A 13,139-nucleotide genomic window follows, 5' to 3' on the forward strand; every position below is an offset into this window, starting at 1 on the left:
CTCAGCCCTCCACCAGATCGAACGTGACCACCGCGCCACCATCGAGGTGCGGCGCGGCGTGAACATCGAACAGGCGCGCCCGGTCCGCGCTGTGCATCCGGGCGCGACTCCGCGCGCCGTCATCGATCGCCACGCGCAGCGGGTTCGGATCGCCGGGCTGCTCGACACCGAGGAGCGCCTGGTAGAATGGCCGGCCCATGAGACCCCACTCGTCACCGGAGAGCTGGCGCGCCCGCGCGTTGCATCGCAACACGCGACCTTCGTCGTTCACCACCGCCATCCCCACACCCATCGCATCGAACGTGGATGACCACTCCCGCGTCGTCTCCTGGATATCGGTGAACAGTCGTGAATTGACGATGGCCACCGTCACCTGGTCGGCCAGTCGCTGCAGGATCCGCAGGTCTGCTGCACGAAACGGATCTTCCCGATCGTAGACCGACAGCGCCCCGATCACGCCGCGCGCAGTCCGGAGCGGGACAATGACCGCCTTCGTGACGTCCACGAGCGGCAACCCTGGCTGCGCGTTCTCGGGTTCGGCGCGCACGTCGTTGCTGATGGTTGGCTCGCCCGTCCGCACCGCGCGCCCGATGAGTGACGACTGCACGGGCATCACGACGCCGGCCATCACCGACGTCGTGCCGGTGGCAGACTCGACGTGCAAATAGTCGCCGTCCCGCATGGCGACGCAGCACCCCTCGGCGCGCAGCAGCGCCATCGCGTGTCGCATGATCAGCCGCTGGACTTCGGTCACCCGCAACGACTCGCCCGCCGCGCGCGCCACCTCGGCCATGGCGTCGCTCTGGCGGCGCTCCCGCTCGCTTTCCGCGTACAGTCGCGCGTTGCGCAGCGCCGTCCCCGAGGTCACCGCGATCGTAACGAGGAACTCCCGCGTCTCGGCGTCGAACGCGTGCGCATCCGCGGCGTAGGCCACGATCGCGCCGACCAGGTTGTGACCCTGCAACATCGGCACGACCACGAGCGCGTCGATCTGGTGCTCGGTTCCCATCGTGAGGTCGATCGCCTCACCATCGGCGTCGAGCGCACGCGTGAAGAGCCGCGGCCCGCCGGCGAGCACCGATCCAGCGAACGCCCCGGCGTCCGTGCGCAAGGGAATCAACGGCCGATCGCCGTCGGCGCCGAGGTGCCGACGCGTCTGCATGCCCTGCCCCTGCTCGCCGGCGAGCACGACCATGGCTCCCGACCCGCCAAGGGCGCGCAGGGTGCCTCGCACCACCTCGTCGAGGATCGTTTCCTCGTCGAGGGTGCGCGAGAGTGCGGTGGTGATGTGCTGCAGGTGCTGCAGCTCGACCGCCCGGCGTTCGCCGATGGCGAACAGCCGACGGACCGCGACGACGTCGTCAGGCGCCAGCGTCTCGAGGCTGCGATGCGCTGCCTCGGTGACGCTCTCCGCCCCTGGCGTAGTGCGCGTCGCGGACGCCGGCCGTGACGACATCAGGCCCGCCCTCCGGCGGGCACAAGGATCCGCGCGGCGCCCGGCCGCACGACGCAGGTGATCGGCGTCGTGCCTAACAACTCGCCGTCGGCCTGTGCCGCGCGCATGGGCTCGGTGGCGAGCCGGATCATACGTCCCTTCAGGAAATGCATGTGCACGTCCTCCGACAGCCGATGGCGCCAGATGCGCCAGCCGATCTGCAGCACGTCGCCCAGTGTCCTCGGTCCGAACACGCAGAGGTCCAGCCACCCGTCACCGGGATCGACGTCCGGCGCCAGTTGCAACATGCCACCCAGCACCGTCCCGAAGTTGAGCACCATCGCCGCAGCGGCGTGAAATGTATGCTCGACCCCGTCCACCGTGGCGTGGAGCACGAACGGCCGAAAGCGCAGCGACGCGTCTGTGGCGGCGATCACATACGCCAGCACGCCGGCGTACCGCTTGAAACGCGGCGACGCACGCTCGAGCATGGTGGCGTCGATGCCCACGCCGGCGGCGAAGGCGAAGGTGCGGCCATCGTCCAACGCGCCCAGGTCGATGCGCCGCTCCTCACCCGCGAGCAGCGCGCGCACCGCGGCGTCCACACGCAGCGGCGTCCCGAGCGCGCGCGCCACCAGATTTCCGGTCCCGCCTGGCAGCACACCGACGGGACGACCGTGGTTCCCGGAGGCCTCGAGCACCTCCATGGCCGTCCCGTCGCCGCCGAGCACGAACACGGCGTCGTACCCGGGGGCCCGCTCGTGCGCCAGCTCCCGCGCGTGCCCAGGATGTTCGGTCACCACCGCATCCGCGACCACGCCATGAGCGGCGAAAGTGCGGAGCGCCCGCGGCAGCGCGCGCGAGGCGCGCCGGGCCGCCGGGTTCGCAATCACCAGCGCGCGACGGACCGTCACCAGCGCCAGGTGCGGAACAGGTCGAGCGACCACTGCGAGCCGCGCGTCGCCGCAAAGCCCAGCGTTTCATTGCTGCACAACATCGCCGCGAGCGGAGGTTCGCGGCTCACCGAGACGCCGAGCCCTGATCGGATGGTGTACTCCAGCGAGAAGCCGATCATTTCGCTCGCGCGGAAGTTGTTCGTCGCCGCGGCCCCGCCAAGAAACTGCTGCAGCGGGCAGAACCCGGTCGTCAGGCTCGCAAACGTGCGATCGTTGAGCTGCTTGCCCACGCCCAGCTGCGTGCCCGCGAGCCCGGCAAAGAGACTCTGGCTGCGACGCGTGTTCTGGAGGTTGCTGAGCGACCCGGACACCGACTGCAACTGGATGTAGTCGAAGAAACGGCCGGAGTACCGCGCCGACAGGCTCGACCCGATGTTCGTGAGCAGCAGGTCATACGAGGCGTCGAGGCCTCCAATGTCGCCGCTCGGCCGGCCGGTCAGCAGGTACGCGATCAGGTCGGACTGCGAGAGCTGCAGCGAATCTGCGCTCTCGAGCGCAATGCGCGGCTGCGCGAGCGTCCCGAGCAGGAGCGCGCGAATGCGGATGTTGCGGTTGCTGTACAGCTGGCTCGCCTGGCGCACCGAATACAGGGCCCGGATGTTGAGCGTCGGGTTGAAGTCGGCGTCGCCGAAGAACCGCACCTCGCCCCCTTCGATCGAGAAGAGGCGGTACAACACGTCACCGAAGCGCATCAGGAACGTGCCGCGCTCGGTCCGCAGCGCACCTTCGACGGCCAGCTGCGGGACGCCGGTCGCTGAAAGGCCGCTGGCCCGGATCACGTTCACCGACCCGCCGAGCTTGATGTTGGCTTCGGACGACCGCAGCCGCACGTCGGAGCCCATCGCGATCTGCACGTTCTGCGCGGTGAGTCCGCGCAGCAGTCGCGGAAGCTCGGGAAGGACGGCCCGCGTGCCCGTGAGTGACGTGTCGACCAGCGCCGCGAACTCCGGGTCGTCGATGTCCACGATCTGCTTCGACGTGAGCTCCGGGATCACGATGTAGCCGTTGTCGACCGTCACGTCGCCGGTAAGCACGGATGCCGATTCGCGACCCCGGAAGCGAAGTCCGGCACTCATGGTCAGGTCGCCGATGCGGCGCCGATCCACGACATGGAAGTTCGTCGCATTGAGGTTGAGCGAGAACTCGCGATCCTCGGCGTTGTTGAGCGCGACAAAGCCGTCGAGCGACAGGCGGCTGCGCGCCGTCTCGCCACTCAGCATCGAGAAGCGCTCGATCCGGATCGTGTCGCGGGCGGCCCGCAGGTCGGCGAAGAAATCCCGCACCTCGACCCCGAGGTCCGTCACGAACGCACGCGCACTGTCCACGCGGACAAAGCCTTCGAGGGCCGTCGCGCGCGGGCGGCCGGCAATCGAGAGGTTGGCGTTGAGCCGACCCGCCGCGTTGCTCACCGCCGGCGTGAACGACTCCACCAGCTTGAGGTCCACGTCGCGCGAGACCACGGAGACGCGCATCGAGTCGTCGAGCAGCCGGCGCGAGCGCGAGGCGAAGGCGAGGTCGACCGGCACGTTCCCCTCGACCTGCAGCACGGCCGTGTCACCCCGCAGCACGGCGAGTGCTCCGGTGAATCGTCGATCGGCGTACCGCCCCGAGAGCGACGTCTCCGCGAGGTTCACCTGTCCCACCTTCGTGCCGACCAGCCGGCCACGAACGTCCAGGATCGGGTCGAGCCGCGTGCCGGTCGCCCGCACATCGAGGCTCATCGCGCCCGCCAGCTTCACGCGCGACTGGCCGAGCGCGGCCAGGTCTTCCAGCGCCATGGAGTCGACCATGAGGCGCATCGCCACCGGGGCGACGTCGGACGCCGTACCGTGCACGAGGAGGTGTGCCCCCCGATTGCCGGCGAGCGACACGGAGTCGATTGCAAACGCTTCGGGCCACCACCGGATACGCCCCGGGCGGTCGAGCAACCATTCGTGGTCGCCAAACCCGACGCGCCCCTGCGACAGAAGGACCGTGGTCGTGTCGCCCCGAGTGCCAACGTTCGCCGTGGCGTCGATCGTGGGCCCGGTGCTCTGCTCGGCCATCAGGCGCACGTCCACGGAGTCCGCGTCGTGGAACGTGGCGTCGATGGCGGCATGTCGGAACACTATGCCGGCCACCGCGACCGTGTCACCCGTCGCCGACGCCGTCCCGCGCAGGCCGGGCAGGCCAACGGCGACCAAGTCGAGTTGCACGCGCGCGCGCTCCGCCGTGGTCCGGAACGCATCGAGCGCCCGCGCATCAACCGAGCCTCGCACGTCCAGCGTATCGATCGACCCCGCCAGCGTGAGCGACGCGGTGACTTCCCCGAAGAGCGAGTCATTGTCCACCGCCGCGCGCGCCACCGAATCGACGGCCTCGCGGTTGAGGTACGGGCGAAGTCCACCAAGCGAATCGGCCTCGAGGCGGACCGACATCGAGTCAGCCTGATCGGCGCGCAGGCCGAGTCCGCCGCGTGCGCGCAGACGCCCGATCGGAGTCTCCACACCGAGCGAGTCGATGCGAAGGCGACCATCAAGAAACGCCAGGCGCGCGCGGGCTCCTTCGTACAGGCGCGTGCTGTCGATCCGTGAGCGCATCAGGTCGATGCCGAGCGTGCCGACGTAGTTCGCCAGCGAGTCGCCCCGGACATCTACCTCTGCGCTGCCGGTGAGCGCGGTGATCGGCAGGCTCGACGTATCGTAGAGTACCCGCAGGTTCGCGTCGGTGAATCGCAGACTGCCACGCCAGGCGTAGCCACCGACGGAATCGATGTCGACGCGGCCGTCGAAACCGTAGGTCCCCGGCGCACCCGTGAGTTCGGTGGACACATCGAGATCCTCGGCGGTCCCCTGCAGGCGCACGGGTCCGGTCAGCGATCCGCGCTGTTCGAGCGCGAGTTCCGGCCACGCGCGCGCGATCGTCGTCAGTTCGATCGGCGAGGCCTGCATGGCGACGTCGTAGGTGAGGAACTTCTCCCCGATCGTGACGCGGCCCGAGCCGGTGACACGGCTCGCCGGCAACTCCTCGAAGTGGTGCGTGATGTCTCCGCTGCGGAATCGCACGTCGGTCCACACCGAGTCCAGTCGTGCTCGGCCGTCGATCCATCCGTCGAGACGCGGAAACGCCGGGTTGAGGAACTGGAGCGTCGCCAGGTCGAAGCGATCGATCGTGACGTCGAATCCGTTGAAGCGCGTGAACGCCGGAAACAGGATGTCGAGGTCACCGCGGGCGCGACCGGAAGCCCGGGCGCCCGGGACGTTTGCATCGACGAACGCAAAGGTGGCATCGTCGACGGTGAACCGGTTCACCGGGCCTCCGCTGGCGCGCACACGAGCCGTGATCTTGCCGCGCCACGGAAACGGCAACGGTTCTCCGCTCAGTTGTTCGATGAGCGCCCAGTCGATCGGCGTCGTCTCGACGTCGACGTCCTTCACGATCAGCACCGGCCCGCCGACGCCGAACGTCATGCTCCCCCGAAGGCGTGACCCGGTGGTCTCCACGTCCATGTTCGAGAGGACGTAGTCGAGCACGTGCAGGTCGCGCTCGTTCCGGATGGTGAGGTCCATCGACCCCCCGCCGGTCGTCGGCAGCGTGGGATACACCCAGTCCACGTCGGCGAGCGAAACCGAATCGCCCCGCACCTTGAGGTCGTAACGCGCAGGGAGATCGCTGCCCCACCACACCTTGCCGGCGCCACTGCCTCGCGAGCCGGGTAACTGGAACCGGGAGAAGTCGACCCAGGCGGAGTCCCCGAGCAGCCGCACAGTCCCGACGGCGTTCGAGATCCGGAGCGGCGGATCGAACTCATCGACATCCAGTCGCTCCACCAGAAAGAAGCGGCCAGCGGAATCGGGGTCGGCAATGCGAGCGTGCGCGACCCTGAGGTCGCCCTGGGTCCAGCTGCGCGTGATCGTGAAGTGGCCGCCGCTCCGTCGGATCTTCTTGTCCGGTCGCGTCAGGCCGTGGGTGACCGCGCTGTCGCGACGCGCGCCCGACAGTGAGTCGGCGGGCTCCCACGGCATCGTCAGGTGAAACGCGAGTTGATGCAGCTCGGCGTTGGTGACCACGATGTAGTCGCCAAAGTTGCGCGTGGTGCGTGGAGCGCCGGGCGGACCTGACGGGAAGATCTTCCGGAAGTTCCACTTCTCCAGCGAGTCCTGGCGCACGTACACCACGGGGTGTTCCACGCGAAGTTCGCGGACCAGGATGCGGCGATCCCACAGGTCGCGCGGGTCGAACCGCACGCTGACCCGTCCGGTGGAAATGAAGAGCGAATCGTTGGGCTCGCGGATGGCGAACGAGTCGACCACCAGTTCCGTGAACAGCGACCCGCTGATCCTTCCCACGTGCCACTTGCCTCCCTTCACGCGACTGTTGAGCGTGTTCTGGACGTAGGAGCGAATCTGTTCGCGCCCCCAGTCCGTTCGCGTGGTGAACACCAGCGCGAGCCCGAGGAGCCCCACCAGCAGGAAGATCGTCGCCGCACTGGCGAGCACGACGACGCGCCGGCGCGACATCTAGAACGCCTGTCCGATCGAGAAGTTGAACCGCAAGCGCTCGAAGAAGCCTCGGCGATTGGGCGGACGGAACGACGACGGACAGGCTCCCGGCGCCTGACGAAACTCCCCCTGCACGGTGGTGATGGCGAGGGTGTTCCCGGGGCTCACGCAGAAGACTTCGCCGCCCCGTCGGCTCAGATCCTGGTCCCCCTGATCGATGTAGTACACGGGCCCGACCGGAGACTCGCGTGGCCCATACGCCACATCCACGCGCAGCGGTCCGATCGGAGAAAACACCCGCACGCCGACCCCGGGCGTGACCCGGAGCTTCGTGAAACTGGAACGTGCGCTGGCCGAGCTGCGATTCCATACCTCGCCCGCGTCCGCGAACACCGCGAGCTGCAGGAGCTCGGGATACGCGGGGCTTCGCATCCGCAGCTCGGCGTTGAGGACGACGACGTTGTCGCCACCCGTCGGCTGGTCGGGTCGCAGGCGGCTCACATCGGCCGGGGCGCGGTAGTAGGTCGCGCCCGCCGAATCGAACACCGCATAGCGGTCGGGGCCGACGCGATAGACCAGCGGGCCGAGCTCGTTAGGCCCGAACCCGCGCACGGAGGTCGGGCCACCGGCGTACATGCGCTCCTGCGGAGGCACGAAACGCTGCACGCCGTCCAGGCTCTTGTCGGCGAGCAGCGTCCCACCGCGAAACCGCACCACGAGCCGGCCATCGTCCGGGAGCCCGAAGTACCAGGCGGCATCGACCCCCGCCCGAGTGAACTTCACGAAGTTGTCCGATCCCACCGCGGGCGAGGCGTGTCGCAGCTCGAAGCGCATGACAGAGCCGCTCGACGGATCGGCGATGTCGTTTGCCGTCGAGCGCAGCGCGGACCACCCGACGGTCGCCGTGCGGCGATTGGTCCTGCCGAGCAGGTTGATCGTCTCACGGTCACACACGTTGAACACGCCGCAGAAATACGCCGGCTGTGCCTCCGTTTTGCCGTACTCGAGCTGGTACGACATCGACAGCGGGATGCGTCCGGCGAGTTGCAGGGCGCCCAGGAGACCTAACGGCGTGTCACGACGGAACGTGCGATACTCCGACCGACGTTCGCTGTAGGCCGTGAGGGACGGAAAAGCGCGTCGTCCAAAGAGCGGCGGCTGCGTATAGGTGGCCCCCACGTAATAGTTGGTGCCGCCGCTGAAGAAGTCCTCTCGCACGCTCTTCGGGCACAGGGCGTCGATGAACCTGAAGGGGTCTCCGGCGCCGATGCGCGACAGCCGTCCGGTCACGTCGACGCGCCGAAGCCCACCGAGGAAGTTCACCGTCGCCATGTTGCCCTGGATGCGCAGGCAGTCGTAGTTACCCCACCCGATCGCCGCGCGCGCACCACGCAGGTCACCCTCGACAAGGTTCACGTTGACCTTCACCAGCGAATCAACCCGATCTTGCAGGCTGGCCGAGTCGACCGAAACGTCGACGTGCTGGAAGGCTTCGGTGAGGTAGAGTCCGCGTTTCACGCCCTCGAGGTCGCGCTGGCTGAACACGTCGCCGGCATCGATGCCCAGGGTCTCGCGCACCCGAGCCGGTCGCACGCTCGCCTCCCCGGTTCCCCGCGCCGGACTCACGGCAATCTCGATGGCGCCGATGCGCATCCGCGGTCCGGGCGCCGCCTCGAACCAGACCTTCGCGCGCAGGGCCGCGGTATCGGTGTCGATATTTCGCAGCACATCCGCGGTCGGGTACCCCGAGTTGCGCAACCGCCGCGTGATCGAATCGCGCATCGCATCGAGGAGGGCGCGGTCCATGCGATCGCCGAGCCGCACCGGCAGGTTGCGCAGCACCCGGTCACGCACCGGCACGTCCTCGAGTCCATTCACCGCGAGACTGTCGATCAGGAGCGGCCGCCCCTCGCTGATGTCGAAGCGCACGTCCACCGACTTCTCGTCCTGCCTGGGGAGCGTCGGGCGCACGCGGGTGCCGCGGAAACCGCGCTCGTGGTAGTAGAACGCGAGTCGCTGTGCATCCTGGAGCACGACGGTGGAGTCGTAGCACAGTCGGGTGCCGACGATCCGGAACAGCCGGCGCGCCCACGTAGACGGCGTCGTGACGATGAGCACCGAGAGCTGGTCGTCGCGATAGGTGGTGTTGCCGCGAAAGTCGACGGCGTTCACCTCTCGCAGCCCGCCTTCGCACAACACCTGCTGTGCAGCCGCGGGCACCGCGCCCAGGCACGACGCGAGCGCCAGCCACACGAACCGCCGCATCCGCTCAGGCCTCTTCGAACAGCAGCCCGCCGGGGCCCTGCATCTTGGCGCGGCGCTTGGCGTCGGCAGCGCGCTGCCCAAGGTGCGCCAGGCTCACCCACGTCTCCGGTCGCACCTGCATCACCGCCGCCGACACGTTGGCCAGCGGGAACTCGCGCGGATTCCCGTCCCGGTCGAGGCCGCGGTAGGTCCCGCGCTGTGCCGCATCGCCGCCCACCGCACGCGCGACGACATCACGACAGCGAGTGGTACACTCTTCAACGAAGCGTCGTACCCGCTCCTGGTCGGTCACCACGATGAAGTCGTCGCCGCCGATGTGTCCCACGAAATCGTGATTCGCCGGCCCGTTCACCGCGGTCGATGCGTCGCGGATGGCGGCCCCGAGCCCGCGGATCACCTCGTCCGCGATCGCAAAGCCAAAGGTGTCGGCAAACGGCTTGAAGTTGTCGAGGTCGAGGTAGCAGACCGCAAACCCCTGTCGACGCTCGATGCGCCGCACCACCTCGGCGTCGATCGCACGTCCGCCCGGGAGCCCACTCGTCGGATTTCGATCGCCTTCGCGCTGGACCAGGCGCAACAGCGCGGCAACGCGCACGCGCAGCTCCCGCGGGTCGAACGGCTTGGCAAGGTACTCGTCGGCCCCCGCCGTAAACCCCTCCACCTTGTTCTCCACCCCGCTCTGTGCCGTGAGCATGAGCACGGGGATTCGGGCAGTGAACGGGTTGTCCTTGAGCCGCCGGCACACCTCGAGCCCCGTCATGCGCGGCATCGAGTTGTCGAGCACAACGAGGTCCGGCTCGCGCACGCTGATCGCTTCGAGCGCTTCCATCCCATCGCCAACGACCGACACCTCGTGCCCCGACGCTCGAAAGAGGTCGCGGAGCATGAGCCGCATGTCCTCGTTGTCGTCGGCGACAAGCAGGTAGCTCACGAAAATGGGCGCGGGCGAGAGCGTCTAAAGTGATGCGCCACAACAAATTCGCCGGTCGCCAACGCGCGTGTCAACGGGAACGGCAGACCCGGAGCCAACGACGGCGCTCGTAAGAACGCGACCCGCGGTTCCCCTCGATCCCTATGTGCTTCGGGATCCCCGAGGTCTGACCCTTCTAGTCGGGCGTCTGTCCAAAGATCCCCATGTTCGACGAATGCCCCGGCGCCACCTTCTTCTCGGGATGGAGCCAGTGCACGGCCTGGTTCACCGCGGTCGCGGCCTCGCCGAATCCGGCGGCAATCAGCTTGAGCTTGCCCGGGTACGTGGTCACGTCGCCGGCCGCCCAGATTCCCGGCCGACCCGTCTCCATCTGCGAGTTCACGTGGATCTCGTCGTTGGTGATGGTGAGGCCCCAGTTGGACACGTCACCCAGATCGCTCACGTAGCCAAGCATCGGCAACACGACGTCTGACGGGACCTCCTTCGTCGCCTTGGTCTTCGTCTCGCGCAACACGATGCCGGCGAGCGCGGCGTCCACCGCGAGGATGTCGTGCAGTTCGTGAAACGTGAACAGATCCGCGTCACCGCGCTCCACCGCCTGCATCACTTCCGAGACGGTGGCTCCATGCGCGCGGAAGCGATCGGTCCGATGCACCAGCGAGACGCGCTCCGCTTTCCCCACAAGCTGCGCGGTCCAGTCGAACGCCGAGTCGCCGCCTCCGATGATCACGACCCGCTTGCCGTGGTACTGCGCGGGGTCGCCCATCACGTCGTGGATACCGCGACCGTACCAGGGCTGAGCGGCGGCCTGCGGCAGCCGACGCGGCGTGAAGGCACCGATACCGGCCGCGAGGACGATCGCGCGTGTCGGAAACCGATCGGTCGACGTGACCAGCACGAAATGCCCGTCGACTTCCTCGAGCGCGACCACACGCTGGTTCAGGAACTCCGGCGCGCCGAACTGTCTGGACTGTTCGACGAGGGCGCGCACGAGGTCGCGGGCCAACACCTTGGTGAAGCCCGCCACGTCGAAGATGTACTTCTCGGGATAGAGTGCGGCGAGCTGGCCACCGGGTTCCGGGAGCGCATCGACGATGCGGCAGCTGACGCCGCGCATGCCGGCATAGAACCGGGCGAAGAGCCCGGTGGGGCCGCCACCGATGATGGTGATGTCGACCAGGTCGTGGGTGTTCATGGGCGAAAGGTAATCGCCCCGGGCCGCGACCCGGCCACCGACCGTTATCTTGCGGCATGACGATCAGGATCTACACGAAGACCGGCGATGACGGATCCACCGGACTGTTTGGCGGCGGTCGCGTGGAGAAGGACGACGCGCGCGTCGACGCATACGGCGAGGTGGACGAGCTCAACGCATGCCTCGGCGTCGTTCGTGCGGTCGAACTCATGCCTCGCATCGACGAAGTCGTCGTCCCCATCCAGCGGGATCTGTTCAGTATCGGTGCACTGCTCGCCACGCCCGATCATGCCCGGATGAGCGAGCAATTGGCCAAGGCGCGCCTCGACGACGCACGCATCGCGGAGTTGGAGCGCGCCATCGACGCCTGCGACCGGGAACTGGAACCGCTCAAGGCGTTCATCCTGCCCGGTGGCTCACCAAAGAGCGCGGCGTTGCATGTGGCGCGCACGGTGTGCCGTCGCGCCGAACGACGCGTCGTGTCGCTCCGCCGCTCCGTGCCGATTCCCGATGTCGTGGTCGTCTACCTGAATCGACTCTCCGACCTGCTGTTCATGCTCGCGCGCGTCGCCAACGCCCGCGCCGGCGCCGGCGAAGTCACCTGGTGAGCACGCCCCCGGTCCCCGTGGCCCCGCAGGTCATCACTCTGCTCGGCTACGAGGTGCGCGTCGCCCCGTGGCTGCTGGACGAGGCGGGCCGCATCGCCACCCAGGTCGCTCGCGCGCGGACGTGGGCCGTCATCACCGATGACCACGTCGGGCCGATCGCCGCGCCGCAGCTCATTGGGTCTCTCCGGCACTTCGCCCCGCATTCGCGGGTCATCCTGCGCGCCATCCACGCCGGCGAACAGGAAAAGACCCGCGAGTCATGGACGCAGCTTACCGACTGGCTCCTCGAAGAACGATGTGGACGCGACACCGCGATCATCGCCCTCGGCGGCGGCGTGGTGGGCGACCTCGCCGGGTTCGTCGCGGCGACGTTCATGCGTGGCGTCCCCTTCGTGCAGGTGCCGACGTCCCTGCTCGCCATGGTGGACGCCTCCGTGGGCGGCAAGGTCGGCGTCGATACCCGGCATGGAAAGAACCTCGTCGGCGCCTTCCATCAGCCTGCGGCGGTCCTCGTCGATCCGACCGTGCTGCAAACCCTGCCCGTCGAGCACCTGCGCGCAGGCTTCGCCGAGATCGTGAAGCACGGTGTGATCGCCGACCCGGAATACTTCGACGCCGCTCACCGGACCGGCGTCGAGATCCTCGGGACGGACCCCGCCCACGTCGCATGGCACGGCCAGGCCCTCGCCGATCTCGTCGCCAGGAGTGTGCGCATCAAGGCCGACGTCGTGACACGTGACGCACACGAACACGGACTTCGGCAGGTGCTCAACTTCGGGCACACCATCGGCCACGCCGTCGAACTGCTGTCCGACTTCACGATGCTGCACGGCGAGGCCATTTCCATCGGTATGTGCCTCGAGGCGCAGCTCGCCGTGCACCTTGGCCTCGCCCAGCCAGCGCTTGCGGAACGTCTCGCGGGGACCCTGCGCGCCCTCGGGCTGCCGACCATACTGCCATCCGGCATGGCGCCCTCCGCCCTGCTCGACGCGATGCGCCTCGACAAGAAGGCGCGGTCCGGCACGTTGGTCTTTGCGCTGCCGAGCCGGATCGGGGCGATGGCAGACGCGGAACGCGGAGTGGGCGTCGAGGACGCGGCGGTCGAGCGGATCCTGGCCGAGGTGGCCAGCTGACGTTTGGGTCCTCGCCCGCATCCCCCGACCGCCTCAAGCCCCCTGAGCCCAGATGAGACGGTTATTCCGGGTGCAGGTTTTCCACACAGTTGCCGGTGTATGTTCGGTGGCGCCTCGTGGGTTGATGGTTTTTCG

General features: G+C 68.2%; 8 protein-coding genes. 2 read left to right on the forward strand and 6 right to left on the reverse strand.

Features of this window, described 5'->3' with window-relative positions; all coding sequences use genetic code 11:
* Window position 1: 1 nt before the first annotated feature.
* The 6 genes from IT361_00800 to IT361_00825 form a co-directional block, all read right to left on the reverse strand.
* Window positions 2-1,456 carry a GAF domain-containing protein gene (locus tag IT361_00800; protein ID MCC6316196.1) on the reverse strand — a complete coding sequence of 485 codons (1,455 nt, stop codon included), beginning with the start codon at window positions 1,454-1,456 and terminating at the stop codon, window positions 2-4.
* On the reverse strand, window positions 1,456-2,349 hold the full coding sequence (locus IT361_00805; protein ID MCC6316197.1) for a diacylglycerol kinase family lipid kinase: 894 nt from the start codon (window positions 2,347-2,349) through the stop codon (window positions 1,456-1,458). Before IT361_00805 ends, IT361_00800 begins: the two co-directional genes overlap by 1 nt.
* Entirely contained in the window at window positions 2,346-6,890 is a 4,545-nt protein-coding gene (locus IT361_00810; protein MCC6316198.1) for a translocation/assembly module TamB domain-containing protein, read from the reverse strand. Before IT361_00810 ends, IT361_00805 begins: the two co-directional genes overlap by 4 nt.
* On the reverse strand, window positions 6,891-9,137 hold the full coding sequence (locus tag IT361_00815; GenBank protein ID MCC6316199.1) for a BamA/TamA family outer membrane protein: 2,247 nt from the start codon (window positions 9,135-9,137) through the stop codon (window positions 6,891-6,893).
* Between the two features lie 4 nt (window positions 9,138-9,141).
* Window positions 9,142-10,068 carry a response regulator gene (locus tag IT361_00820; protein MCC6316200.1) on the reverse strand — a complete coding sequence of 309 codons (927 nt, stop codon included), beginning with the start codon at window positions 10,066-10,068 and terminating at the stop codon, window positions 9,142-9,144.
* A gap of 175 nt (window positions 10,069-10,243) precedes the next feature.
* Entirely contained in the window at window positions 10,244-11,263 is a 1,020-nt protein-coding gene (locus IT361_00825) for an NAD(P)/FAD-dependent oxidoreductase (protein ID MCC6316201.1), read from the reverse strand.
* 62 nt (window positions 11,264-11,325) lie between these two features.
* Between IT361_00825 and IT361_00830 the strand changes: the two genes are divergently transcribed.
* Entirely contained in the window at window positions 11,326-11,871 is a 546-nt protein-coding gene (locus IT361_00830) for a cob(I)yrinic acid a,c-diamide adenosyltransferase (GenBank protein MCC6316202.1), read from the forward strand.
* Complete coding sequence (aroB, locus tag IT361_00835; GenBank protein MCC6316203.1) at window positions 11,868-13,004, forward strand: 3-dehydroquinate synthase; 1,137 nt, start codon at window positions 11,868-11,870, stop codon at window positions 13,002-13,004. Before IT361_00830 ends, aroB begins: the two co-directional genes overlap by 4 nt.
* Window positions 13,005-13,139: the final 135 nt, after the last annotated feature.

Source organism: Gemmatimonadaceae bacterium (genome assembly GCA_020846935.1).
Classification (GTDB): Bacteria; Gemmatimonadota; Gemmatimonadetes; order Gemmatimonadales; family Gemmatimonadaceae; genus RBC101.